The organism is Arsenophonus endosymbiont of Apis mellifera, from assembly GCF_903968575.1.
GTDB classification, from domain to species: Bacteria; Pseudomonadota; Gammaproteobacteria; order Enterobacterales; family Enterobacteriaceae; genus Arsenophonus; species Arsenophonus apicola.
In genome coordinates this window covers 11,086-36,836 of sequence record NZ_CAJCFU010000077.1, presented here as the reverse complement: position 1 = coordinate 36,836, position 25,751 = coordinate 11,086, and the positions used below count along the sequence as shown (strand labels likewise).

The following is a 25,751-nucleotide window of genomic DNA, read 5'->3' as shown; positions in this document are numbered from 1 at the left end:
TTATTAAATTTTTAATAATATAGAGAAATAAGAAGGGTAGTGTTAGGGATAACGATTGATAAGTATGATTGCTTACAAATAACTACCTCGTAAATAGTAGGAAGATCTATTCAGCAGGATGCTGATAATGCAGGATGCATAAATATTCTATTTAATAGCGTTACATATTATATAACCAGTCGATTTTATAGGCTGGTTTTTTTATGGTTAAGATAGCTCAACAAAAGATTATTTTAATGACCTAGTCGCTGATAAAAATATAACATTACTTACTTATAATGTTATTAATAGGTGTATTTTTATTGATTAAAATTTCGATAGCTAGATCGTTTTATTGTGATTTAATAATGAGTAATAAAATTAATATCGCCGGCTACTTTTTTGTTTGATAGCTAATAATGTTATGATTCATTTATTTTTACTTATGATACTAGTGTAGGAAATGAATACCAATTTGATAGTTATAGAAAAACTGCGTCTCATTGAAGCTGAAATGAAAAACCTTAATCTTTGGAATAATACACCGCCGTCAGCGGAAGCTTTTGCTAGTCATTTGCCTTTTGCCATTGACACCATGGAGGCACATGAATGGTTGCAATGGGTATTATTACCAAAACTCTATAAGATTATTGAACAAGATATTGTTTTGCCAAACATATTCGCTATCACTCCCTATTTTGAAGAAATCTATAAAGAACAACAAGAAGGGCGATATTGCCAATTATTGGAATATTTACGAGCGTTAGATAAAATTTTTTCACAAGGTAATTCAACGGATGCTTGAAGTGCTTTATCAGGATCAGCATTTGATTGCCATAAATAAACCCACTGGATGGCTTGTACATCGGAGTTGGCTTGATCGTCATGAAACTCGTTTTATTATGCAAACAGTGCGTGATCAAATTGGTCAGTATGTTTTCCCTGTTCACCGTTTAGATAAACCAACTTCAGGGGTGTTATTAATGGCACTTTCTAGTGAAGTTGCTTGTCTTTTAGCGCAGCAATTTGAGCACCATGCAATAGAAAAAAAGTATCATGCGATTGTACGTGGCTATGTTAATGCAGCTGATATTATAGACTATCCATTAACGGAGGAGAAAGATAAAATTGCAAACAAATATGCTAGCAAAATAAGCCAGCCTCAAGCGTGTATTACTCATTATTCGCCATTAGCTAGAGTTGAATGTGCGATAGAGATAGGTCGTTATCCTACATCACGTTCCTCGCTGTTAGCGTTGCAGCCGAAGACGGGTCGCAAACATCAATTAAGACGTCATATGGCACATATCCGTCATCCTATAATTGGTGATACCACCCATGGCGATCTGCGTCAAAATCGGGGTGTTGCACACCATTTTGCTACCAACCGTTTAATGTTACATGCGAGTTATTTATCTTTTAAGCATCCAATAACAGGCGATAAATTGCAATTAACTGCAAAGTGGGATGATGCTTGGATGCATTTGTTATCACAGTTTGGTTGGTTAGGCATGGTGCCTGAACTCGAGAGTCAATATTTATCAATGATATAAATTTTAATACTAAATTATTATGTTAATGTGTTTGATAGGTAAATATGGCTTAACAGCCAGTTAGTATTGGCATATAAGCTGCTATGGATTTTTCAGGAGAGCTTTTTTAAATCTGATTTAATTTCAGCAATTTTGCTTATTACTACAGATTCTAAATGGCATAAATCATTTAATATCTTACTTTTTAAATCATGTTTGGTTTGGTCATGTTGACAAATTTGATTTAATTCTTCGATCACATCCCGTAGGTGGAGATTAATTTCATTGATTTCTTTGAGATTATTGTCAAGATTAATCAGCTTTCGTTGTAGTGGATATTTGAATTTTACGCTTTTAGCATAATGTTCATCTTTATCTTTGCGAAAATAGATCTTAAGAATATCATGGTTTGCTTCTTGGCGAAGGGTGTAGTGATCGATATCTTCAGGTTGAGTAATACCTAAACTTTTTAGATTATCATACATATTAATATTGCTGGAAAAAGGTTATTTAACAATTATTATAGGTTAGCATAATAATAAGAAGAAGCGGATAGATAACAATAATCCGCTATAATAAATTTTAGTCTATTGTTCTTAGTAACTCGTTAATGCCAACTTTCTTTCTGGTTTTGTCATCGACTTTTTTGACAATAACCGCACAATATAGACTATAGTTGCCATTTTTGGCGGGTAAGTTACCTGCGACGACGACAGAGCCAGCTGGAATTCGGCCATAGAGAATTTCACCGCTTTCCCTATCATAAATTTTGGTACTCTGGCCAATATAGACGCCCATTGAGATAACTGATCCTTCTTCAACAATGACACCCTCAACAATTTCAGAGCGAGCCCCAATAAAACAGTTATCTTCGATAATGGTTGGATTAGCTTGTAAGGGTTCAAGCACACCACCAATACCCACACCACCGGATAAGTGAACATTTTTACCAATTTGCGCACACGAGCCAACCGTTGCCCAGGTATCGATCATGGATCCTTCATCAATATAAGCACCGATATTAATATAAGATGGCATCAAAACGGTATTTGGCGCGATAAAGGCCCCTTTTCTAGCCGTTGCGGGTGGAACAACTCTAAAACCTTCGCGTTGAAAACGGGCATGATCATAGTCAGCAAATTTCATCGCTACTTTATCAAAATAGCGGCTTTCTGCGCCTTCGATTAATCGATTATCATTAATACGAAAAGAGAGTAGTACGGCTTTCTTAAGCCATTGATGAGTTATCCACTGTCCATTGATCTTATCAGCAACCCTTAACTGTCCTTTATCCAGTTGGCTGATCACTTGATTGATTGCATCACTTAATTGCACATTGGTCGTCGCCGGTGTGATTTCTGCTCGACGTTCAAAAGCATTTTCAATAATGGTTTTGAGTTGCTCCATAAAATTACTTATCCTCTGGGTTGTAATTATTTAACATGTTTACTTTTTTCTTTATCTATTGAAGTCAAGGCTTGGGTCAATTTCTCTGCCAGTTTTTGTTGGCTATTTTGATCGAGTGCTTGGTTGTTTTGATCAGTAAGTACAAATAAATCTTCAACTCTTTCGCCAATGGTTGTGATCCTGGCTCCGTGTAACAGCATGGCCATTTCAGTAAATATATTACCGATTTGTGCCAATAATCCAGGTTGATCCAGGGCAACAAGTTCCATATAAGTTCGTCTAGCATTTTGATTGGGCAGAAAATGAACTTTAGTTGGTACATTAAAATGGCGAAATTTATGATGGGCGTTACGCGTTTTTAATGTTTGGTTATCTGGAGTGTTAATAACTTTTAATAAAGCTTGACGAATATTTTCATAGCGATCAAGAGCTAGCGGTTGGCCTTTAGGATCTAATACCACAAACGTATCCATTGTCATATTATCTTTGTTAGTAAAGATTTGAGCGCTATGAATATTAAGATTTCGTCTATCAAGTTCTCCGGCAACAGCGGCAAATAGTGATGGTCGATCTGGACACCAGATAAAAATTTCGGTACCACCATGAACAGATACGGTACTAATCAGTATCAGTGGTTTATCTAAATTGTGTTTTAATAAAGCGCTAGCGTGCCAGGCAAGTTGCTGTGGGTTATGACGTAAAAAATAATCAGCATGGCAGCGTGACCATAATTTTTTCAGCTCATCTTCATCAATATTTTTTTCCTGTAGCAGGGTTAACGCTCGTAGGCGATGGAGTTGGATACGTTGACGTAAAGTAGGTATTGCTTGCGCACCTTGATTTAATTGCTTTTTAGTTATCAAATACAGCTCTTTTAATAGACTCTGTTTCCAGCTATTCCATAAGGTATTATTGGTTGCGCATATATCGGCAACAGTCAGGCACAGCAGAGAATCGAGACGGTTTATTGATTTTACTTCACGGGCAAATTGTTTAATAACAACGGGATCTTGAATATCACGCCGTTGGGCAGTCACTGACATCAAAAGATGTTGACGTACAAGCCAGGCAATTAAGGATGAATCAGGTTCAGATAGGCCATGGGCTAGGGCAAATTGCTTTGCATCTTTTGCGCCCAGTTCAGAGTGATCGCCTTTCCTACCTTTAGCAATATCATGAAACATAGCCGCCAGCCGTAAAATTTCAGGCTGAGCAAGCTTAGCATAAATGGCAACGCATAAAGGATGTTGGCGATTATTTTTTTCATCAGCAAATTGATCAAGTTTTTGTAATACCCGAATAGTATGTTCATCGACGGTGTAAGCATGAAAAAGATCAAATTGCATTTGTCCAACAATATTTTGCCAAACCGGCATATATGCACTGAGTACATCATGTAAGTGCATGGGCACAATGGCACCTTTGACCGCTCTAGGATGGCGCAAAATAGTAATAAACATTTCACGAGCAAGCGGGATTTCACACAGAGGTTTAGCCAGTTTTTGACAAGCAAGACGCAATTGACGTAGCGTAGCTGAGTATATTCCTTGAATATTTATATGTTCGGCCATTTGATAAAATAGCCGTAAAATGGCAGTGGGATCACGATGAAACAGTGAACTATCAATCAGATCGATCAGATCTCCCCTAAGTTGAAATTCATGATCAAGTTTATATGGTGCAGCTAGATTTTTTTCGCTAAGAATCGCTTCATCAAACAGCTGTAGCAGCATGCTATTGAGTTCTTGGACACGTCGTGTGTCACGATAGTAGTCTTTCATCATTTGCTCAACAGGCTGATTGCCTTCACCTTGATAGCCTAGTAAGCGGGCAACATTTAATTGATGTGCAAATAGTAGGCGATTATCATAACGTTTTATTATTAAATGCAGCGCAAATCGAATACGCAGCAAAAAATTTAGACAAATGTTTAATTCACGATATTCTGCTGGGCTTAGAAAGCCGAACTGAACTGTCTGCTTAATGGTGGTTGCGCCAAAATGTCGCCGCGCGACCCATAACAATATATGAATGTCACGCAAACCGCCGGGACTACTTTTGATATCTGGCTCAAGGTTGTAACTAGTACTATGATAACGTTGATGGCGTAGGTGTTGTTCATTACGTTTGGCCGCAAAAAACATATTAGATGGCCAAAAATTATCGTTAAATATGGCTTGTTGTAATGATCGAAACAGAGATTGATCGCCACAAATTAACCTTGATTCAAATAGATTAGTTGCAATCGACAGATCTGCCTGTCCTGCTTGTAAACACTCTTCTAATGTACGTACACTATGACCGATTTGGAAACCTAAATCCCATAATAGCGTAATAAATTGACCTATCTTAGCTGTGATAGTGGTAGCTAAAGGATGCTGACTTAAAATTAATAAGTCTATATCTGACAACGGATGTAATTCTTGTCGACCATAACCGCCTACTGCAATTAAAGATAATTGAGGAATTGCTTCAAAACCATGAATCTGCCAAAGACGCTGTAACAATTTATCAAGATAATGGCTACGCATGGCAATAAGTTCAGCGGCCGCAATACCCTGCTTAAAAGATTGTTCTAACCATTTTTGCAAGCGCTCTACCTGTTGTTTTAGTAAAGGTAAAGTAAAATCCTCTTGAGATAGTTTATCAAGAGTAAGGACAAGTGGGACAGGTTGATTACTTTTCATCATGGTTGCGTAACCGAAATTGCTACAGGGGATCTAATTTATAAGATTACTAATAAATAGTATTAATAAACAAATAAAAAGCAGTAAAACAATATCATTAACAGAAAAGCCTCCAAAATTATGGAGGCTAAGCAGAAAATTATTTATTGACTAATATAGCCGAAATAAATGGTTCTTCTTCTTTTCGTAAGGTTAAAATTTCACATCCATCGTCGGTGACAGCTAATGTATGTTCATATTGGGCAGACCAACCTCGATCTTTTGTTTTTACTGTCCAGCCATCTTTCATCGTTCTAATACGATGATCGCCGGTATTTACCATCGGTTCAATAGTAAACGTCATGCCTTTTTGCAGTATTACACCGCCGTCATCAGCATCATAATGTAATACTTGAGGTTCTTCATGAAAAACTTGACCAATACCATGGCCACAATATTCACGCACGACAGAAAAATGATGTTGTTCAACTAATTGTTGAATTGCCTGACCTATCGTTCGTAAACGAATACCTGGTTTGACCATTTTTAAGGCCAGATAAAGGCTTTCCTGTGTTACCTTACATAACCGTTCGCCTTGGATCGTTGGTTTACCGACAATAAACATCTTGGACGTGTCGCCATGGAAGCCATTTTTAATAACAGTGACATCAATATTAATGATATCACCTTCTTTTAAGATTTTCTCATCACTCGGAATACCATGGCAAATAACATCGTTAACAGAGGTACAAATAGATTTAGGGAAGCCGTGGTAATTTAAACAGGCTGGGATAGCTTGCTGTTTTTCGACAATATGGGAGTGACAGATACGATCAAGTTCACCGGTGGAAACGCCCGGTTTTATATAAGGTTCAATAATTTCTAACACTTCTGCCGCCAAATGTCCGGCGATACGCATTTTCTGAATATCTTCTTCCGTTTTAATTGAGATAGCCATGAATTCTGCCTATTTATGCTGATTTAAGTCAGTAATAATGCACTCATCAGCCAATTTTGTTGATTAAATATAAATAATGTATGTTGACGGTTATGTTAGCAGTGAAGCGCGGTTATGCCAACTAACGCCTTAACATATCAATTTTTTTAAAAATATGAAAATAGCCTAAAAGTAATGTTAGGTTATTTCAAATTGAATTATTATTAGTCAACCGAAAAAATCATAGAAATCATGGTATTAAAAACAACGCACAATAAAATATAGTCATAGTGTATTTTATTCAACTAAATGACTTAAGTTCAGAAAAATATAACTATGGGTGGTGTTTTATCTTATTTTATGGTATAAAGCGCGCCGGCATTCTGTATATTTTCAATGTGGAAAAACGCAGATTAGCTCTAACATAAACTTAACTGTGTTATAACACACACAGATCGGCACATTTTCCGGGGTGCTCTTATGTAGGCAAACCTACAGCTAATGAGTCGGGGAATGGGATCTGTGGAGGCATAACCCCAATTTACTAAATTATAGAGGTTTAAATGGCAACTGTTTCCATGCGCGATATGCTTCAGGCGGGCGTTCACTTTGGTCACCAAACTCGTTACTGGAATCCAAAGATGAAAACTTACATCTTTGGTGCGCGCAACAAAGTGCATATCATTAATTTGGAAAAAACTGTTCCTATGTTCAATGAAGCATTAGCTGAATTGACTAAAATTGCATCACGAAAAGGCAAAATTCTGTTTGTTGGCACCAAACGCGCAGCAAGCGAAGCTATAAAAGAAGCGGCTAATAGTTGTGATCAGTATTTCGTTAATCACCGTTGGTTAGGTGGTATGCTGACTAACTGGAAAACGGTTCGTCAGTCTATTAAGCGCCTAAAAGATTTAGAAGCACAATCTCAGGATGGTACTTTTGATAAATTGACCAAAAAAGAAGCGTTGATGCGTACCCGCGAGCTTAGCAAATTAGAAAATAGGTTGGGTGGTATTAAAGAGATGGGGGGTTTGCCTGACGCTTTATTTGTTGTTGATGCGGAACATGAGCATATTGCAATTAAAGAAGCAAACAACCTAGGTATCCCTGTATTTGCGATTGTTGATACTAATTCTGATCCCGATGGTGTTGATTACATCATCCCTGGTAATGATGATGCGATCCGTGCAGTTAAACTGTATCTGGATGCTGTTGCTAAAGCTGTTCATGAAGGTCGTTCTCAAGACCAGGCGATTAAACCAGAAGAAAACATGATAGAGACTGAATAATAAGGCCAGCTCTTCGTTAAGCACAGAAGAGCCCTTATGAACCAGGTATTACAATATATTGGTTATAGGGGCCTGATCGGCTCCTTTTTACTTATCAGAATGAGAATTGTCTGCATGGGATGATTTCCCATCAGATAGATTGAGGAATAAATCACATGTCTGGAATTACCGCTGCTTTGGTAAAAGAACTGCGCGAACGTACTGGCGCAGGTATGATGGAGTGCAAAAAAGCATTGGTTGAAGCTAATGGAGATATTGAATTAGCTATCGACAATATGCGTAAATCTGGTCAAGCAAAAGCGGCTAAGAAAGCTGGTCGTGTGGCTGCTGAAGGTGTGATCATGGCGGAAGTTTCTGCCGATGGCAAATTTGGTGCCTTGCTTGAGTTGAATTGTGAAACGGATTTTGTGGCTAAGGATGCGAGCTTTATTGCATTCGGTAATGAAGTATTGCAAGCCGTTGTGGCAAATAAATTGTCAAATATCGATGAATTGAAGGCAAAATTTGAAGAGCAACGTACAGCAATCGTAGCCAAGATTGGTGAAAATATTAATATTCGCCGAGTCGAGATCCTAGAAGGTGAAAAAATCGGCTGTTATTTACATGGTGTTCGCATTGGGGTTCTTGTTTCTGCTGAAGGTGCAGATGATGAGCTTGTTAAACATATTGCTATGCATATTGCGGCGAGCAAACCTGAATATGTTACACCAGCCGATGTGCCAGCCGATGTTGTTGCCCATGAACATCAAATTCAGTTAGATATTGCAATGCAATCGGGTAAGCCGCGTGAAATTGCGGAAAAAATGGTTACTGGCCGCATGAATAAATTTACTGGTGAGATCTCTTTAACAGGTCAACAATTTGTTATGGAACCAAGCAAAACAGTTGGTGCGTTATTAAAAGAGAAAAATGCAACAGTGACTAACTTTATCCGTTTTGAAGTTGGTGAAGGTATCGAAAAAGTGGAAACTGATTTTGCTGCTGAAGTAGCGGCAATGAGTAAATAATGATACCAATTGATAACTAGAGCCGCCAATGGGCGGTTCTGTTTTATCTAATATCGATGATCTATTTTTTATCTGTCTGTTAATACATTATCAATAATAATTTATGTGTAAATATGCCACTAAATTATTTGATTCAGCATATGCTTAATTCAATGGGTTAGGATTAGTATTTAAACTAAATTATATTTTTACTAAAGAAATAAAAAAAATAACTAATCAAGTATTTTGCATTCAGACTTTGAACTAAGAATTTTAAACCTTCAATAAGTTATCTGCTCAGGATGAAACACCATGGCAACTAATGCAAAACCCGTATATAAACGTATCTTGCTTAAGCTTAGTGGCGAAGCTCTACAAGGTTCAGAAGGTTTTGGTATCGATGCGAGCATTTTGGATCGTATGGCGCAAGAAATTAAGGAGCTGGTAGAGCTAGCGATACAGGTTGGTGTCGTTATTGGTGGTGGCAACCTATTTCGTGGTGCAGGACTAGCTGAGGCTGGCATGAACCGTGTCGTTGGCGATCATATGGGCATGCTAGCGACAGTAATGAATGGATTAGCCATGCGTGATGCTTTACATCGTGCATATGTTAATGCCAGGCTCATGTCCGCAATACCATTAAATGGTGTATGTGACAATTATAGTTGGGCTGAAGCTATTAGTTTGCTTCGCAATGGCCGAGTTGTTATTTTCTCGGCGGGTACTGGGAATCCTTTTTTTACAACGGATTCAGCGGCTTGTTTACGAGGCATAGAAATTGAAGCGGATGTAGTTTTAAAAGCAACCAAAGTTGATGGTGTTTATTCCGCTGACCCATCAAAGAGTTATGATGCGGTTTTTTATGATAAGTTAACTTATCAAGACGTACTAGAACGCGAATTAAAAGTGATGGATTTGGCGGCATTTACTCTGGCTCGTGATCATAATTTACCTATTCGCGTTTTCAACATGAATAAACCCGGTGCGTTACGTCGGATTGTGATGGGTGAAAATGAAGGCACGCTAATCTCACGTGATTAATCTGTTGAGAGACACGGATGATTTTTAGCGGTATGATATTATCAGCATCGTTAAAATAATTGAATTGGGTTATCGGTTATAGCCTAAATATTTATAACCAGTTGCTAAGGGTTTAAATGTGATTAATGAAATCAAAAAAGATGCGCAAGAACGTATGGAAAAAAGCGTTGAAGCATTGAAAAGTCAAATTAGTAAAGTTCGTACTGGCCGTGCATCGCCAAGTTTATTGGATGGTATAGTGGTTGAATACTATGGTGCTGCAACGCCATTGCGTCAGTTAGCAAATATTACCGCTGAGGATTCACGTACTCTGGCCATTACTGTGTTTGATCGTACGTTGGCACCGGCAGTGGAAAAAGCCATTATGGCATCAGATCTGGGTCTTAATCCTTCTTCTGCAGGAACCATAATACGGGTGCCTTTACCGCCGTTGACGGAAGAACGACGTAAGGATTTGATTAAAGTTGTGCGTAATGATGCTGAACAGGGGCGTGTATCTGTTCGTAATGCACGACGTGATGCGAATGATAAAATCAAGGCCTTATTAAAAGATAAAGAAATTAGTGAGGATGATGAACGTCGTGCACAAGATGAAATCCAGAAGTTGACCGATAATTTTATTAAAAAAGTTGATGAAGCTCTGGAGCAAAAAGAAAAAGAATTGATGGAATTTTAAACATTTTTATAATAAAGCCATACGCTTTATACAAAAGTAAGTATGGCTTTGTTATATCGCTAAATTTATTGCTCCATTTTTATGTTATGCTATATGGCTGAGTTGGGTATAATCCTTTTTAATTAAATAGTAGAGCATACATATCACAATGATACGTCTGACAATTTTAGGCTCGACGGGTTCAATTGGTAAAACGACACTATCAGTAGTCAAAGAAAATCCAGCAAAATTTGAAATTATCGCATTAGTTGCACATAAAAATGTGGCTACTATGGTTCAGCAATGCTTGGAATTCAAGCCACAATATGCTGCTATGTCAGACGAAAGATCAGCCAATAATCTAAGAAGCATATTAAATAAACAAGGATGTAAAACTGAAGTTTTATCCGGCCAAAAGGGAGTTTGTGAACTAGCTGCACTGGATAATGTGGATCAAGTTATGTCCGCGATTACTGGAATTGCTGGTTTAATACCAACATTAGCTGCGATCCGTCAAGGGAAACGTATTTTATTAGCCAATAAAGAGTCATTGATAACGAGTGGGCAACTGTTTTTCGCTGCAATTAAAAAATATGGGGCTCAAGTACTGCCGATTGATAGTGAACATAATGCGATATTTCAAAGTTTACCGACTGAAATTCAGCGTAATTTAGGTTTTGCTAATCTGGAACAACAAGGAATAACTCGCATAGTATTAACTGGCTCGGGTGGTCCTTTCCGTGAAATTCCCCTCGCTACTCTTAAGAACATGACGCCTAATGAGGCTTGTAATCATCCTAATTGGTCGATGGGGCGTAAGATTTCGGTTGATTCGGCAACGATGATGAATAAAGGGCTTGAATATATTGAAGCACGGTATTTTTTTAATGCTTCAGCCGAACAAATGGAAGTTATCATTCATCCACAATCTATCATTCATTCGATGGTACGTTATCAGGATGGCAGTGTTATCGCTCAATTAGGTACCCCTGATATGAGAACACCGATTTCTTATAGTATGGCTTATCCAGATCGTATTCTTTCAGGTGCGTCTGCGCTTGATTTTAACCAATTATCTTCATTGACTTTTATTGCGCCAGATTACCAACGTTACCCCTGTTTGAAGTTAGCGATTGATGCTTGTCATCATGGACAAGCCGCAACCACAATTTTAAATGCTGCGAATGAAGTTTCCGTGGCTGCATTTTTGGCAGGAAAGCTTCGATTTACAGATATTGCGCAAGTTAATTTGGATATAGTAGAAAGGTTAAGTTTAGCTGAACCTGATTGCATTGATGCTGTTTTAGCGATTGATAGTGAAGCTCGTCAAATGGCAATTCATTATATTGAAACATTAGCTATCTCCTACTAATAAATAATTTTAGTTACTTAAATGTTTCTCTAATTATCTCAGGTTAAATTTTTATAAAATTATAATGGGTTAAGGGGATTAAAAATGTATAAAAAGCTAACTATTAACTTATTAGTAAATATGAAAATTGTTTACCTTATCTTAAGTAATTTTATTCTTATTATCCAAAATAATTAAGCACAACAGCAATGTTAGCTTATAGTAAAGGAACTTTTTTGGCATGAAACTTATGTATGATAATAATAGCTCACAGCAACGAATTCCGAGGCATGTTGCTATTATTATGGATGGTAATGGACGTTGGGCGAAACTACATGGAAAGTTAAGAATTAAAGGGCATCGAGCAGGGACAGAAGCGGTGCAAAAAGCGGTAAAATTTGCGATTGAAAATGAGATTCAGTCTTTAACGCTCTATGCATTTAGTAGTGAAAATTGGAATCGACCAGAGACTGAAGTTAGTGCTCTGATGGAACTCTTTACTTGGTTCCTGGATGATGAAGTTAAAAACTTAAATATTCATAATGTTAAATTAACTATTATTGGCGATATCAGTCGATTTAAACCTAAATTACAAAATCGTATTAAAAACGCGGTTGCATTAACCGCAAATAATACTGGACTAAAGCTCAATATTGCTGCTAACTATGGTGGTCGTTGGGATATTACCAATGCAATGCGACTTATTGCTAAAAAAGTTAAAGCCGGTTTATTATTGCCAGAAAATATTAACGAAAATAAAGTAAATGAATTTATTAGTCTACATGATCAACCAACCGTTGATTTAGTGATTAGAACTGGGAGAGAATATCGCATCAGTAATTTTCTTTTATGGCAGATTGCTTATGCTGAATTTTATTTTACCGATGTGCTCTGGCCGGATTTTGATGAGGAAGCTTTCAAAAGTGCAATTGTGGCTTTTAATCAACGTAAACGACGTTTTGGTAACACTGAGCCTGATGATATCAATGAAGAATAGGGGACTCTTTTGTTAAACTTAAATTCTCGTATCATTACAGCTATCATACTTGTTCCATTAGTTATTGCTGCACTTTTTTTCTTACCGCTTAATTTATTTGGTTATGTTATCATTGTTATTTGCTCGTTAGCTGCTTGGGAATGGAGCCAATTTATTGGCTGGACAGCTAAGATTAAACGAATTATATGTGCTGTTTTATTTGGTATTTGTTTATTGAGTTTACAATTATCATTTCAAGATCTCAGTCAATTAACAACAGAGCCTTTGATTATTTATATATTGTTGGCTGGATTAGTTTGGTGGTTAGTTGCGATAATATTGGTTGTCACTTTTCCTACCTCTGCTCAATTCTGGTCTCAGTCAGCAATATTAAAAATTTTGTTTGGTGTTTTAACTATTTTACCTTTTTACTGTGGCATGTTGGTGTTAAAAAGTGTCGATTATCATATTGACAATTTTACCGGTGCTTGGTGGGTGCTTTATGTCATGCTATTAGTTTGGAGTGCAGATACAGGCGCTTATTTTTTTGGTCATTTATTTGGTAAACATAAACTAGCAGCCAAGGTTTCTCCTGGTAAAACTTTGGAAGGTATGCTCGGTGGTATGCTGACAGCAGGTATTATTGCCTGGCTATTTAGTTTATCCATGCCCGCTTTGCTGATATCCAAGAATTTACTTTTTTGTTCTGTTATTGTTGTGATTATCTCTGTGTTTGGTGATTTAACGGAAAGTATGTTTAAACGACAGTCTGGCATTAAAGATAGTAGCCATTTAATTCCAGGACATGGTGGCATATTAGATCGAATTGATAGTTTGACAGCGGCTATACCTGTTTTTGCAGGATTGACATTGTTATTTTTTTAGTTGTTAAGGTATATCATGGGATTTCTTTGGAGTTTAGCTGCATTTATTATTGCATTAGGTGTGCTAATTATCGTACATGAATTTGGCCATTTCTGGGTAGCTAGGCGCTGTGGTATTTATGTGGAGCGTTTCTCCATTGGTTTTGGCAAAGCCTTATGGAGTAAAGTAGATCGTCATGGAACAGAATTTGTTATCGCTCTAATCCCCTTAGGTGGTTATGTTAAAATGCTAGATGAGCGAGTTGCTCCTGTAGCGCCAGAGCGTCGTCACTTTGCTTTCAATAATAAAACAGTAGGTCAGCGTGCTGCAGTGGTTAGTGCTGGACCTATAGCCAATTTTTTATTGGCAATATTTGCTTATTGGTTAGTATTCATTATTGGTATACCTTCCGTACGCCCTGTTATTGAAGATATTCAATCAAACTCAATTGCTGAGCAAGCTAATATTTTGCCAGGTATGGAACTAAAATCAATAGACGGTATCGAAACCCCTGACTGGAACGCAGTTCGTCTCGCCTTAATTAGTAAAATTGGTGATGAAGAATTAAGTGTGAAGGTTTTACCTATTGGAAATTCAACGCCGATAAACAAAGTGATTGATTTGAGGGAATGGCATTTTGATCTAGAAACTCAAGATCCAGTTTTATCTTTGGGAATTATGCCAGTTAGTGCCCGGCAAGATCCCGTTGTGCGTAATATTCAACCTGGTTCAGCGGCGGCATTATCAGGTTTACAAATTGGAGACAGGATTGTAAAAGTGGGTGAGCAAATAATAGATATTTGGCATCCATTCACCTATTTTGTTCGACAAAGTCCTAACACTCCATTGTTATTGACTGTCGAAAGACAAGGTGAGCAACAGCAATTAACGTTGACACCGGAAGTAAAAACGATAGCTAAAGGGCAGCAAATTGGATTTGCTGGGCTTGAATTATCAGTAATACCACTTGCGGATGAGTATAAAATGACTCAGCAATATGGTCCGTTTTATGCGCTGTATCAGGCAACGGATAAAACTTGGCAGTTGATGAAATTGACAGTAAGCATGATAGGTAAATTAGTTACTGGTGATATTAAACTCAATAATCTTAGTGGGCCTGTTTCTATTGCAAAAGGAGCCGGCATTTCCGCTGGCTCTGGGTTAGTGTATTATCTGATGTTTATTGCATTAATTAGTGTCAATTTAGGGATCATTAACCTGTTTCCTTTGCCTGTATTAGATGGTGGGCACTTACTTTTCTTGCTAATCGAAAAGATTAAAGGAGAGCCAGTGTCTGAGCGTGTACAAGACTTCAGCTATCGTATTGGTGCTATTGCATTGATATTATTAATGGGGCTTGCACTTTTCAATGATTTCTCTCGTCTTTAAGAGAGAGACTAGTTAGGAATACTCATAACAACAATGGCGATGAAAAAGTTGCTCATAGCATCGCTGCTATTTGGCAGCGCCACTGCATACGGTTCAGACGGGTTTGTAGTACAAGATATTCATTTTGAAGGTCTTCAGCGCGTAGCCGTTGGTGCAGCACTATTGAATATGCCGGTTCGGGTAGGAGATACGATTAATAATGACGATATAGGTCGTACTATTCGAGCGCTATTTTCAACGGGTAATTTCGAAGATGTTAGAGTTTTGCGTGATGGAAATACGCTAATAGTTCAAGTAAAAGAGCGGCCAACCATTGCAAGCATCACATTCTCTGGTAATAAATCTGTTAAAGACGAATTATTAAAGCAAAATCTTGAGGCTTCAAATATTCGCGTTGGTGAAGCGCTTGATCGCACAAAGCTGGCGAATATCGAAAAAGGTCTTGAAGATTTTTATTACAGTGTTGGTAAGTATAATGCGACGGTTAAAGCTGTCGTCACACCGCTACCGCGTAATCGTGCCGACTTAAAATTAATTTTTTCTGAAGGCGTTTCAGCTAAGATCCAACAGATTAATATTGTCGGTAATAAAGCATTTACTACGGCTGAGTTGGTAAATCGTTTTCAATTACGTGATGATGTGCCTAAGTGGAATTTTATTGCTGATCAAAAATATCAAAAACAAAAGCTGGCTGGCGATTTAGAAACACTACGTAGTTTTTATCTTGACCGAGGTTATGCCAAATTTAATATCGACTCAACCAATGTCAGTCTCACACCAGATAAGAAAGGTATTTATGTCACCATCAATGTGACAGAAGGCGACAGATATACCATATCAGGCGTTGAATTGAATGGCGAAACCGCTGGTCATTATGATGAAATCAATCAATTAATCACCATCAAACCTGCTTCGCTTTATAATGGTACTGAAGTCACTAACATGGAGAACAAAATTAAGGATCTCCTTGGCCGTTATGGTTATGCCTATCCCCGTGTTATTACCCAACCTGAAATCAACGATGAAGATAAAACGGTTAAACTGCATGTGAATGTTGATGCGGGTAGTCGTTTCTATGTTCGCCAAATCCGTTTTGTCGGCAATGATGTTAGTAAAGATTCTGTTTTACGTCGTGAAATGCGTCAAATGGAGGGCGCTTGGTTAGGCAATGATTTGGTTAACCTGGGTAAAGAACGATTAAATCGGACCGGTTTTTTTGAAACCGTTGATGTTGAAACGCAACGTGTACCTGGCACACCAGATCAAGTGGATGTTGTCTATAAAGTTAAAGAACGTAATACCGGTTCGATGAACTTTGGTATTGGTTTTGGTACTGAAAGTGGTATCAGTTTCCAGGTCGGAGTTCAACAGGAAAACTGGCTTGGTACAGGTAATGCCGTTGGTATTAGTGCGAGTAAGAATGATTATTCGACTTATGCAGAATTATCATTAACTGATCCTTATTTTACGGTGAATGGTGTCAGTTTAGGTGGGCGATTATTCTATAATGATTTTAGTGCTAAGGATGCCGATCTTTCACGCTATAATAATAAAACATATGGTGTTGATAGTACCTTGAGTTTTCCTTTTAATGAAAATAATGCGTTTCGAATTGGAGCAGGTTTTGTTCATAACTCTTTATCTGATATGAAAGCTCAAGTTGGCATGTGGCGTTATTTACAAAGTATGGGTGAAAATCTCAATTTTGATGATAAAGCGCGCTATAATGCTAATGATTTTACCCTTAATTTAGGCTGGACTTATAATAACTTGGATCGTGGTTTCTTCCCGACATCAGGGAATAAAACCTCTTTAAATAGTAAAATCACTATTCCAGGTTCTAATAATCAGTACTATAAGATCCGGTTTGATACGTCGCAATATTATCCCATTGATGAAGATAAAAAATGGGTGGTATTAGGTCGAGCACAACTGGGTTATGGTAATGGTTTTGGCGGTAAAGAATTACCGTTTTATGAAAACTTTTATGCTGGTGGTGCCGGAACGGTACGTGGTTTCCGTTCCAATAATATCGGACCTAAAGCGATTTATCTTGAAGATAAAAATGGTGTAATAAGTCCAAAATCGGGTAGTCCATCAACGGATGCTGTTGGTGGTAATGCAATGGCAACAGCGTCATTAGAGTTAATTACGCCAACCCCATTTATTGATGAAAAGTATGCTAATTCAATTAGAACCTCTTTCTTTATTGATGCGGGTACTGTTTGGGATTCGAATTGGAGTAATACCCAAGCAAGCTGGAGAGCAGGCATGCCTGACTATGGTAAGGCATCCAATATTCGAGTTTCGACAGGGATTGCATTACAATGGATGTCACCACTTGGCCCACTGGTCTTTTCTTATGCCAAGCCAATAAAAGATTATGAAGGTGACAAATCTGAAGAGTTTCAATTTAACATCGGTAGGACGTGGTAAAACGTCAATTCATCAATTCGCTTGTGGTCAGTTCATAAGAGATAAGGAGTTTAGTGTGAAAAAATTGTTGTGTGCAGCAGGATTAGGTTTGATTTTATCCGTATCTGCCAGTGCTTATGCCGAGAAAATTGCCGTTATTAGTGTTGGTGAAATTTTTCAGGACATAGCGACCAAGAAAGCGGTATCCAAGCAACTTGAAAAAGAGTTTAAAGGACGAGCAAACGAGTTGCAAAATATGGAAAAAGATTTGCAGGCTCGGGCGGAAAAATTGCAAAAAAATGCGGCTAAGCCTAATGAGAAAGATCTGCAAGCGTTTGAAGCTAAGCGGACAGATTTTCTTAAAAAAGCACAGCAATTTGAACAAGATAACCAACGTCGTCAGCAAGAAGAGCGCAATAAAATATTGCAAACTATAAAGGCGGCAACCAAAGCTGTTGCTGAGAAAGAGCGTTACGACGTTGTGGTTGATGAGAATGCGGTTCTCTATCCTGAAAATCGTTCCAGCCTGAAAAATATTACCGATCTGGTTATAAAGAAGGTTAAATAATAGATGGTTTCTATTCGATTAGCTGATTTAGCCCAAAAATTGGACGCGCAGCTACAAGGTGATGGTAATATTATCATCACCGGTATTGCGCCTATGCATTTAGCGAAGGAAGGGCAAATTACTTTTTTATCGGATAGCCGTTACCTACCGCAATTAGCAAAATGTAAAGCTGCTGCTGTAGTATTAAAGCAGAAGGATCTACCAGATAGTAATATAGCAGCATTAGTGGTCAAGGATCCTTATCTTGCCTATGCGCGATTAGCTCAAATTTTGGATACCACGCCTAAACCTGCACAAAATATCCATCCTTCAGCGGTTATTGCGCAAGATGTTCAGCTTGGCGAAGATGTTGCCATTGGAGCTAATGCCGTTATCGAGTCTGGAGTGACATTAGGTAATCAGGTTATTATCGGTGCAGGTTGCTTTATTGGTAAAAATGTCAAGATCGGTCGGTCTACGCGTTTATGGGCAAATGTTTCTATTTATCATAATGTCGAGATCGGTGAACAGTGTCTGATCCAATCAGGAACAGTCATTGGTTCGGATGGTTTTGGCTATGCAAATGAAAAAGGCCAATGGGTAAAAATACCGCAATTAGGTACAGTAATCATTGGTAATAATGTTGAAATTGGTGCTTGTACCTCCATTGATCGCGGCGCACTGGAAAATACAATTATTGGTAATGGGGTCATCATTGATAACCAATGTCAGATTGCTCACAATGTGATTATCGGTGATCATACTGCTATTGCTGGTGCGGTTACTATGGCCGGTAGTCTGAAAATAGGCCAATATTGTATGATTGGTGGAGCTAGCGTGATTAATGGACATATGGAAATTTGTGATAAAGTTACCATAACCGGAATGGGAATGGTAATGCGTCCAATTAGTGAGCCGGGAATATACTCTTCAGGCATTCCATTACAACCAAATAAGGTTTGGCGAAAAACAGCTGCTTTAGTCTTGAATATTAATGCAATGGCTAAGCGCCTGAAGAAACTAGAACGTAAGGCATTTGGTAAAAATAACTAAATACCTTTGTGTAGATTTGTTAATTGCGGCCTGCGAAGTAACCTTATTTAAGGTTTAAGCAGGCCGCATTATTCATATATAATTTTTTAAATTTAAATAAGAAGAGTCTTTTCTATGAGTGATAAACATACTCTGGATATAGAAGAAATTTTAGGGTTGTTGCCCCACCGTTATCCTTTTTTGTTAGTTGATCGTGTATTGGATTTTAAAGAAGGTACATTTTTACGTGCAGTAAAAAATGTCTCTTTTAATGAACCTTTCTTTCAAGGTCATTTTCCTGGTAAACCAATATTCCCGGGTGTATTAATTCTTGAGGCCATGGCTCAGGCTGCAGGTATTTTAGCCTTCAAGAGTGTTGGGAAATTGGAACCTGGTGAACTTTATTATTTCGCAGGCATTGATGAAGCAAGATTTAAACATCCGGTACAACCTGGCGACCAGATGATTTTTGAGGTAACGTTTGTTAAAACGAAGCGTGGTTTGACACGTTTTGAAGGTATAGCAAAAGTGGGTGATAAAGTTGTATGTGAAGCGACAATGATGTGTGCTCGCAGTCAAGAAGCGTAAAAATGAGGGCTGAAATGATTAATAAAACAGCGATTATTCATCCCTCTTCTATTATTGAAGAGGGCGCGATTATCGGTGCGAATGTCCGTATAGGCCCGTTTTGCTATATTGGTTCTCAGGTTGAAATTGGGACAGATACCACCTTGAAATCTCATGTGGTTATCGATGGCAATACCAAAATTGGTTGTAATAACCAAATATTTCAGTTTGTCACTATAGGTGAAATTAATCAGGATCTAAAATACCAAGGAGAGCCAACGCGCGTTGAGATTGGTGATCGCAATCGCATTAGGGAAAGTTGCACTATTCACCGTGGTACCCTACAAGGCGGCGGTTTAACCAAAATAGGTAATGATAATCTATTAATGGTCAATACTCATATCGCCCATGATTGTTTGTTGGGCAATTATTGTATAATCGCTAATAACGGCACACTTGGTGGACATGTTAAACTGGATGATTATGCCATTATTGGTGGCATGAGTGCGGTGCATCAATTTTGTCAAATTGGTGCTCATGTTATGGTTGGTGGCTGTTCCGGTGTTGCTCAAGATGTTCCGCCTTATGTCATTGCGCAAGGTAATCATGCAACTCCTTATGGTGTGAATATTGAAGGTTTAAAACGTCGTGGTTTTGATAAAGAATCACTACATGCGATTAGGAACGCGTATAAGATCCTTTACCGGTGTGGTAAAACGCTAGATGAGGCCAGACAAGAGTTGGTCGCACTAGGCAAAGAAAATCAACAGGTAAAAATACTGAGTGATTTTTTAGAAAATTCAGCTCAATCTAACCGCGGTATTATTCGTTAACAAGCAGCCTAAATAGGAGAAATCTTTGGCGAATAGTCATCAAGTTGCAATGCAACAACGGCCTTTGACTATTGGTCTCGTTGCGGGTGAAACATCAGGCGACATACTTGGTGCGGGTCTTATTCGTGCGCTTAAACAGCAAGTCCCTAATGCGCGTTTTGTCGGCATTGCTGGCCCATTAATGCAAGCAGAGGGCTGTGAAGCCTGGTATGAAATGGAAGAACTTGCTGTTATGGGGATTGTTGAAGTTTTGGGAAGACTACCGCGTTTGTTACAAATTCGAGTTGACCTAACTAGACGTTTTGCTAAATTACAGCCTGATGTATTTGTTGGTATAGATGCGCCTGACTTTAATATTACGCTTGAGAGGAAATTAAAGCAAACAGGGATAAAAACCATTCATTATGTTAGTCCTTCTGTTTGGGCATGGAGACAAGATCGTGTTTTCAAGATAGGGGAGGCGACAGATCTGGTGCTGGCTTTGTTACCCTTTGAAAAAAGGTTTTATGATCGCTACAACATTTCCTGTCGTTTTATCGGCCATACCATGGCTGATATCATACCGTTACAGCCTGATAAACAGGCAGCCAGAGCACAACTCAATATAACCCATGATGCTAAATGTTTGGCTATCTTACCGGGTAGTCGGCGGACTGAAGTTGAAATGTTAAGTGCGGATTTTTTGCAAGCTGCCCAAATTTTGATAAAAGACTTTCCTCAATTGCAAATCTTAGTTCCTTTAGTTAATCAACAACGTCGGCAGCAATTTGAAGCGATTTATCGAGAGGTTTCACCAACCTTACCACTAAACATTTTAGATGGCCAAGCACGGCTAGCGATGATGGCAGCTGATGTCACTTTATTAGCTTCGGGGACCGCTTCATTAGAATGTATGTTAGTAAAATGTCCAATGGTAGTAGGATATCGAATGAAGCCAGTGACTTATTGGATAGCTAAACGGCTGGTTAAAATTCCTTTTATTTCATTGCCTAATTTATTAGCGGGCGAAGAGTTAGTTAAAGAATTTATTCAGCAGGATTGTCAACCTGAACAATTAGCCGCCTCACTTAAATCTCTACTAAATGACGAAAAAAAGATTGAGCAGCTAAAGCAGACTTTCCTGCAGCTACATAAAAGTATCCGTTGCCATGCTGATCAACAAGCGGCAGAAGCCGTCTTGGAGCTAAGTAAAAAATGAATAATTTTGTTTACCCTAAAGCTAAGTTTATTGCTGGTGTTGATGAGGTTGGTCGAGGGCCTTTAGTCGGGGCGGTGGTGACAGCGGCCGTGATTTTAGATCCCAAACAGCCAATAATAGGATTGGCGGATTCAAAAAAATTAACGGAAAAGCGGCGTAATGCACTCTATATTGAGATTAAAGACAAGGCATTATGTTGGAGTATTGGGCGTGCAGAGCCTGAAGAAATAGATAAAATCAATATATTACAGGCTACTTTTTTAGCCATGCGCAGGGCAGCGGCGGGACTTACCACTATACCAGATATTGTTTTGGTAGATGGCAATAAGAGCCCAGGTTTTCCTGTACCTTCTCAGGCAATTATAAAAGGTGATAGTTTAGTGCAGGAAATCAGTGCCGCGTCAATATTAGCAAAAGTGACCCGAGATAGGGAAATGCGAGAGTTAGATATTCTTTATCCAGAGTATGGTTTTGCTCAACATAAAGGTTACCCAACGGCATTTCATTTAGAAAAACTGGCTCTGCATGGTGCAACACAGTTCCATCGTAAAAGTTTTGCTCCTGTTCGCCGAGTACTGAATTTCAAAGAGTATAGCTAAGAAAATGGCCGAACCACGTTTTATACATTTGCGCGTACATAGTGACTATTCCATTATGGATGGATTAGCAAAAATTAACCCACTCGTTAATCGAGTGGCAGAATTAGGCATGCCGGCACTGGCAATAACTGATTTTACTAATTTTTATGGTTTAATAAAATTCTATGGCGCTGCTCATGCCGCGGGTATTAAGCCGATTATTGGTGCAGATTTTTATCTGGAAAGTGAATTACTCGGTGATGAAGTTGCTCATTTAACCATCCTGGCTAAAGATAATAAAGGTTACCATAATCTGACATTACTTATTTCAGCCGCCTATCAAAAAGGTTATGGTGCGATTGGCCCAACAATCAAGCGAGAATGGCTGGTAACCCATAAAGAAGGGTTATTATTACTCTCTGGTGGTTGCCTGGGGGATGTGGGTAAATTTCTGTTACGCGGCAATCAGCAACTGGTTGAGCAATGCTTGGATTTTTATCAAACTCATTTCCCTGATAACTATTATCTGGAACTTGTCAGGACAGGACGGCCTGATGAAGAAAGCTATTTACATGCGGCAGTTCAATTGGCGGCTGAAAAAGGTGTGCCAATCGTTGCCACCAATAATGTCCGCTTTATTAATAGTGATGATTTTGCCGCACATGAAATCCGGGTAGCGATTCATGATGGTTTTACACTCGCTGATCCAAAAAGACCTAAAAATTATAGTCCTCAGCAATATCTACGCAGTGAACAGGAAATGGTTGAATTATTTGCCGAAATTCCTGAAGCACTTGAAAATAGTGTCGAAATTGCTAAGCGCTGTAATGTCATGTTGCGTTTAGGGGAATATTTTTTGCCGCAATTTCCCACTGGCGATATGGCAACGGAAGATTTCCTTATCAAATGTGCTAAAGCCGGGCTGGAAGAACGTTTGCAATTCCTTTATCCCGATGAAAAAGAGAGAGCGGAGCGACGGGTAGAATATGATGAACGTTTAGATAGCGAGTTACGCGTGATTAACCAGATGGGATTTCCCGGTTATTTTCTGATCGTAATGGAATTCATTCAATGGTCAAAAGATAACGCTATCCCGGTTGGCCCGGGGCGTGGTTCAGGTGCGGGTTCTTTAGTGGCTTATGCATTAAAAATTACCGACTTGGATCCGCTTGAATTTGATCTGCTATTTGAACGCTTTCTTAATCCTGAACGTGTATCCATGCCTGACTTTGATGTTGATTTTTGTATGGAGAAACGCGATCAGGTCATTGAACATGTTGCGCAAATGTATGGTCGTGAAGCTGTCTCACAAATTATTACTTTTGGTACCATGGCAGCAAAAGCAGTAATTCGTGATGTTGGTCGGGTTCTGGGTCATCCGTATGGATTTGTTGATCGTATCTCAAAATTAGTTCCACCTGATCCTGGTATGACCCTTGAAAAGGCATTTGTTGTCGAGCCACAACTGCAAGAAATTTATGATGCTGATGAAGAAGTTAGGGCATTGATAGATATGGCGCGTAAACTGGAAGGTGTGACGCGCAATGCAGGCAAGCATGCTGGTGGGGTGGTGATTGCACCAACCAAAATAACTGATTTTGCACCACTTTATTGTGATCCTGAAGGGCAAAATCCGCTTACTCAATTTGATAAAAATGATGTTGAATACGCCGGTCTAGTAAAATTTGATTTTTTGGGTCTTAGGACTTTGACAATCATTAGCTGGGCGTTAGATATGATTAATCAACGTCGAGCAAAACAAAATTTAGCGCCCATTGATATCACGACGATCCCACTCACTGATCAAAAATGTTTTGACCTGCTCCAACGGGCGGAGACGACAGCAGTATTCCAACTTGAATCTCGGGGTATGAAAGACTTGATCAAGCGATTACGTCCTGATTGCTTTGAAGATATGATAGCTTTAGTAGCACTTTTTCGTCCCGGCCCATTACAGTCAGGGATGGTAGATAATTTTATTGATCGTAAGCATGGACGGGAAGCTATCTCCTATCCTGATGTTGAATGGCAGCATGAATCATTACAACCGGTTTTAGAACCTACCTACGGTATCATTCTTTATCAAGAACAAGTTATGCAGATTGCGCAGGTGCTTGCTGGCTATACGCTAGGTGGAGCAGATATGCTCCGGCGGGCAATGGGTAAGAAAAAGCCTGAAGAAATGGCACAACAGCGCTCAATTTTTGAAGCGGGAGCGGTTAAAAATGGTATAGACGGTGAGTTAGGCATGAAAATCTTTGATCTGGTGGAAAAATTTGCCGGTTACGGATTTAATAAATCACATTCTGCTGCTTATGCGTTAGTTTCTTACCAGACCCTGTGGTTAAAAACCCATTATCCGGCTGAATTTATGGCCGCAGTGATGACAGCGGATATGGATAATACCGAGAAAGTGGTTGGTTTAGTTGATGAGTGTTGGCGTATGGGCTTGAAAGTACTGCCACCCGATATCAACAGTGGATTATACCATTTTCATGTCAATGACAGAGGTGAAATTGTTTATGGTATTGGTGCAATTAAAGGTGTTGGTGAAGGCCCAATAGAAGCCATCATTGAATCTCGACAAAAAGGCGGTTATTTTAAAGAAATTTTTGATCTTTGTGCGCGGGTCGATACTAAAAAGTTAAATCGTCGAGTGATGGAAAAATTGATCATGTCCGGTGCTTTTGATCATTTAGGCCCGCACCGTGCCGCCTTAATGTCTTCATTAGAAGATGCCTTAAAAGCGGCAGATCAACATGCGAAAGCAGAAGCTATTGGGCAAACTGATATGTTTGGTGTATTAGCTGAAGCGCCCGAGCAGGTTGAACAATCTTATGCCAGTGTAGCTAAATGGCCTGAACATCTAATATTAGAAGGTGAACGGGAAACTTTAGGTCTTTATTTAACTGGCCATCCTATTACCGCTTATTTGTCTGAGATTGAACGTTATACTAGTGGATTGAGATTAAAGGATGTTAATCCAACGCCGCGGGGGCAAATGTTAACGGTGGTTGGCTTAGCGCTGACAGCTAAAGTGGTAACAACTAAACGTGGCAATAGAATAGGCATATGTACTTTAGATGATCGCTCTGGGCACTTGGATATCATGTTATTTTCTGATGCATTAGAAAAGTATCAGCATTTACTAGAGAAAGATAAAATATTAATTGCCACAGGTCAGGTCAGCTTTGATGATTTCAATGGTGGTAATAAAATGTCTGTTCGTGAGTTGATGGATCTTAGTGAAGCTCGTGAAAAATATGCCCGGAGCATTGCTATTTCATTGACAGATAAACAAATTGATGACCAATTATTAAACCGTCTTCGTAGCACGTTGGAACCTTATCGTTCAGGAACAATACCGGTTCATCTTTATTATCAGAAGAAAGACGCGCGCGCTAAATTAAAATTAGGCGTCACTTGGCGGGTTACTCCGACAGATAATCTTCTAACTGAGCTGCGAACTCTGCTAGGTAATCAGCAGGTAGAATTAGAATTTGACTAAA

22 protein-coding genes are annotated in these 25,751 nt (G+C 38.8%); 18 read left to right on the top strand and 4 right to left on the bottom strand.

What is annotated here, in order from left to right:
* The first annotated feature begins 442 nt into the window (after positions 1–442).
* Together H1X92_RS12550 and truC are read left to right on the top strand one after the other, a co-directional pair.
* Positions 443–784, top strand: coding sequence for a YqcC family protein (locus H1X92_RS12550; RefSeq protein ID WP_180560465.1), 342 nt, complete (start codon positions 443–445; stop codon positions 782–784).
* Positions 777–1,532 carry a tRNA pseudouridine(65) synthase TruC gene (gene truC / locus H1X92_RS12545; protein ID WP_180560464.1) on the top strand — a complete coding sequence of 252 codons (756 nt, stop codon included), beginning with the start codon at positions 777–779 and terminating at the stop codon, positions 1,530–1,532. Before H1X92_RS12550 ends, truC begins: the two co-directional genes overlap by 8 nt.
* 92 nt (positions 1,533–1,624) lie before the next feature.
* Here the strand turns inward: truC and H1X92_RS12540 are convergent, their stop codons facing one another.
* The 4 genes from H1X92_RS12540 to map form a co-directional block, all read right to left on the bottom strand.
* Positions 1,625–1,996 carry a DUF3461 family protein gene (locus H1X92_RS12540; RefSeq protein ID WP_180560463.1) on the bottom strand — a complete coding sequence of 124 codons (372 nt, stop codon included), beginning with the start codon at positions 1,994–1,996 and terminating at the stop codon, positions 1,625–1,627.
* 97 nt (positions 1,997–2,093) lie between these two features.
* On the bottom strand, positions 2,094–2,918 hold the full coding sequence (dapD, locus tag H1X92_RS12535; RefSeq protein WP_180560462.1) for a 2,3,4,5-tetrahydropyridine-2,6-dicarboxylate N-succinyltransferase: 825 nt from the start codon (positions 2,916–2,918) through the stop codon (positions 2,094–2,096).
* 26 nt (positions 2,919–2,944) lie between these two features.
* Complete coding sequence (gene glnD, locus H1X92_RS12530; protein WP_370520693.1) at positions 2,945–5,605, bottom strand: bifunctional uridylyltransferase/uridylyl-removing protein GlnD; 2,661 nt, start codon at positions 5,603–5,605, stop codon at positions 2,945–2,947.
* A gap of 139 nt (positions 5,606–5,744) precedes the next feature.
* Positions 5,745–6,542 carry a type I methionyl aminopeptidase gene (gene map / locus H1X92_RS12525; RefSeq protein WP_180560460.1) on the bottom strand — a complete coding sequence of 266 codons (798 nt, stop codon included), beginning with the start codon at positions 6,540–6,542 and terminating at the stop codon, positions 5,745–5,747.
* A gap of 542 nt (positions 6,543–7,084) precedes the next feature.
* On the opposite strand from map, the gene rpsB reads away from it, so the two are divergent.
* From rpsB to dnaE, 16 genes are all read left to right on the top strand, one after another.
* The gene (gene rpsB, locus H1X92_RS12520; protein ID WP_180560459.1) at positions 7,085–7,810 is read left to right on the top strand and encodes a 30S ribosomal protein S2; all 726 of its coding nucleotides are present in this window, start codon (positions 7,085–7,087) and stop codon (positions 7,808–7,810) included.
* A gap of 155 nt (positions 7,811–7,965) precedes the next feature.
* Positions 7,966–8,817 carry a translation elongation factor Ts gene (gene tsf / locus H1X92_RS12515; protein WP_180560458.1) on the top strand — a complete coding sequence of 284 codons (852 nt, stop codon included), beginning with the start codon at positions 7,966–7,968 and terminating at the stop codon, positions 8,815–8,817.
* A gap of 291 nt (positions 8,818–9,108) precedes the next feature.
* The gene (gene pyrH, locus H1X92_RS12510; RefSeq protein WP_180560457.1) at positions 9,109–9,837 is read left to right on the top strand and encodes a UMP kinase; all 729 of its coding nucleotides are present in this window, start codon (positions 9,109–9,111) and stop codon (positions 9,835–9,837) included.
* A gap of 118 nt (positions 9,838–9,955) precedes the next feature.
* On the top strand, positions 9,956–10,513 hold the full coding sequence (frr, locus tag H1X92_RS12505; RefSeq protein WP_180560456.1) for a ribosome recycling factor: 558 nt from the start codon (positions 9,956–9,958) through the stop codon (positions 10,511–10,513).
* Between the two features lie 148 nt (positions 10,514–10,661).
* Entirely contained in the window at positions 10,662–11,864 is a 1,203-nt protein-coding gene (gene ispC / locus H1X92_RS12500; RefSeq protein WP_180560455.1) for a 1-deoxy-D-xylulose-5-phosphate reductoisomerase, read from the top strand.
* 220 nt (positions 11,865–12,084) lie between these two features.
* The gene (gene uppS / locus H1X92_RS12495) at positions 12,085–12,840 is read left to right on the top strand and encodes a polyprenyl diphosphate synthase (RefSeq protein ID WP_180560454.1); all 756 of its coding nucleotides are present in this window, start codon (positions 12,085–12,087) and stop codon (positions 12,838–12,840) included.
* 9 nt (positions 12,841–12,849) lie between these two features.
* Positions 12,850–13,704 (top strand): phosphatidate cytidylyltransferase, encoded by an 855-nt coding sequence (gene cdsA / locus H1X92_RS12490; protein WP_225507076.1) that lies wholly within the window; start codon positions 12,850–12,852, stop codon positions 13,702–13,704.
* A 12-nt stretch (positions 13,705–13,716) separates the two neighbouring features.
* Positions 13,717–15,072, top strand: coding sequence for a sigma E protease regulator RseP (rseP, locus tag H1X92_RS12485; protein ID WP_180560476.1), 1,356 nt, complete (start codon positions 13,717–13,719; stop codon positions 15,070–15,072).
* A gap of 33 nt (positions 15,073–15,105) precedes the next feature.
* The gene (bamA, locus tag H1X92_RS12480) at positions 15,106–17,508 is read left to right on the top strand and encodes an outer membrane protein assembly factor BamA (RefSeq protein WP_180560453.1); all 2,403 of its coding nucleotides are present in this window, start codon (positions 15,106–15,108) and stop codon (positions 17,506–17,508) included.
* Positions 17,509–17,563: 55 nt separating this feature from the next.
* On the top strand, positions 17,564–18,055 hold the full coding sequence (locus H1X92_RS12475) for an OmpH family outer membrane protein (protein WP_225507074.1): 492 nt from the start codon (positions 17,564–17,566) through the stop codon (positions 18,053–18,055).
* 3 nt (positions 18,056–18,058) lie between these two features.
* Positions 18,059–19,087 carry a UDP-3-O-(3-hydroxymyristoyl)glucosamine N-acyltransferase gene (gene lpxD / locus H1X92_RS12470; protein WP_180560451.1) on the top strand — a complete coding sequence of 343 codons (1,029 nt, stop codon included), beginning with the start codon at positions 18,059–18,061 and terminating at the stop codon, positions 19,085–19,087.
* A gap of 114 nt (positions 19,088–19,201) precedes the next feature.
* Positions 19,202–19,654, top strand: a complete 453-nt coding sequence (gene fabZ / locus H1X92_RS12465) for a 3-hydroxyacyl-ACP dehydratase FabZ (protein ID WP_180560450.1) — start codon at positions 19,202–19,204, stop codon at positions 19,652–19,654.
* A gap of 14 nt (positions 19,655–19,668) precedes the next feature.
* On the top strand, positions 19,669–20,466 hold the full coding sequence (lpxA, locus tag H1X92_RS12460) for an acyl-ACP--UDP-N-acetylglucosamine O-acyltransferase (RefSeq protein WP_180560449.1): 798 nt from the start codon (positions 19,669–19,671) through the stop codon (positions 20,464–20,466).
* A 49-nt stretch (positions 20,467–20,515) separates the two neighbouring features.
* Entirely contained in the window at positions 20,516–21,664 is a 1,149-nt protein-coding gene (lpxB, locus tag H1X92_RS12455; RefSeq protein ID WP_180560475.1) for a lipid-A-disaccharide synthase, read from the top strand.
* Positions 21,661–22,263: a ribonuclease HII gene (gene rnhB / locus H1X92_RS12450; RefSeq protein ID WP_180560448.1), complete on the top strand. Its 603-nt coding sequence runs from the start codon at positions 21,661–21,663 to the stop codon at positions 22,261–22,263. Before lpxB ends, rnhB begins: the two co-directional genes overlap by 4 nt.
* Before the next feature lie 4 nt (positions 22,264–22,267).
* Positions 22,268–25,750 (top strand): DNA polymerase III subunit alpha, encoded by a 3,483-nt coding sequence (gene dnaE / locus H1X92_RS12445; RefSeq protein ID WP_180560447.1) that lies wholly within the window; start codon positions 22,268–22,270, stop codon positions 25,748–25,750.
* Position 25,751 lies beyond the last annotated feature (1 nt).

What these genes read in the sequence shown, in the direction of transcription:
- H1X92_RS12550 (WP_180560465.1), top strand. Translation starts at nt 443, where the DNA reads ATGAATACCAATTTGATAGTTATAGAAAAACTGCGTCTCATTGAAGCT.
- truC (WP_180560464.1), top strand. Translation starts at nt 777, where the DNA reads ATGCTTGAAGTGCTTTATCAGGATCAGCATTTGATTGCCATAAATAAA.
- H1X92_RS12540 (WP_180560463.1), bottom strand. Translation starts at nt 1,996, where the DNA reads ATGTATGATAATCTAAAAAGTTTAGGTATTACTCAACCTGAAGATATC.
- dapD (WP_180560462.1), bottom strand. Translation starts at nt 2,918, where the DNA reads ATGGAGCAACTCAAAACCATTATTGAAAATGCTTTTGAACGTCGAGCA.
- glnD (WP_370520693.1), bottom strand. Translation starts at nt 5,605, where the DNA reads ATGAAAAGTAATCAACCTGTCCCACTTGTCCTTACTCTTGATAAACTA.
- map (WP_180560460.1), bottom strand. Translation starts at nt 6,542, where the DNA reads ATGGCTATCTCAATTAAAACGGAAGAAGATATTCAGAAAATGCGTATC.
- rpsB (WP_180560459.1), top strand. Translation starts at nt 7,085, where the DNA reads ATGGCAACTGTTTCCATGCGCGATATGCTTCAGGCGGGCGTTCACTTT.
- tsf (WP_180560458.1), top strand. Translation starts at nt 7,966, where the DNA reads ATGTCTGGAATTACCGCTGCTTTGGTAAAAGAACTGCGCGAACGTACT.
- pyrH (WP_180560457.1), top strand. Translation starts at nt 9,109, where the DNA reads ATGGCAACTAATGCAAAACCCGTATATAAACGTATCTTGCTTAAGCTT.
- ispC (WP_180560455.1), top strand. Translation starts at nt 10,662, where the DNA reads ATGATACGTCTGACAATTTTAGGCTCGACGGGTTCAATTGGTAAAACG.
- uppS (WP_180560454.1), top strand. Translation starts at nt 12,085, where the DNA reads ATGAAACTTATGTATGATAATAATAGCTCACAGCAACGAATTCCGAGG.
- bamA (WP_180560453.1), top strand. Translation starts at nt 15,106, where the DNA reads ATGGCGATGAAAAAGTTGCTCATAGCATCGCTGCTATTTGGCAGCGCC.
- lpxD (WP_180560451.1), top strand. Translation starts at nt 18,059, where the DNA reads ATGGTTTCTATTCGATTAGCTGATTTAGCCCAAAAATTGGACGCGCAG.
- fabZ (WP_180560450.1), top strand. Translation starts at nt 19,202, where the DNA reads ATGAGTGATAAACATACTCTGGATATAGAAGAAATTTTAGGGTTGTTG.
- lpxA (WP_180560449.1), top strand. Translation starts at nt 19,669, where the DNA reads ATGATTAATAAAACAGCGATTATTCATCCCTCTTCTATTATTGAAGAG.
- lpxB (WP_180560475.1), top strand. Translation starts at nt 20,516, where the DNA reads ATGCAACAACGGCCTTTGACTATTGGTCTCGTTGCGGGTGAAACATCA.
- rnhB (WP_180560448.1), top strand. Translation starts at nt 21,661, where the DNA reads ATGAATAATTTTGTTTACCCTAAAGCTAAGTTTATTGCTGGTGTTGAT.
- dnaE (WP_180560447.1), top strand. Translation starts at nt 22,268, where the DNA reads ATGGCCGAACCACGTTTTATACATTTGCGCGTACATAGTGACTATTCC.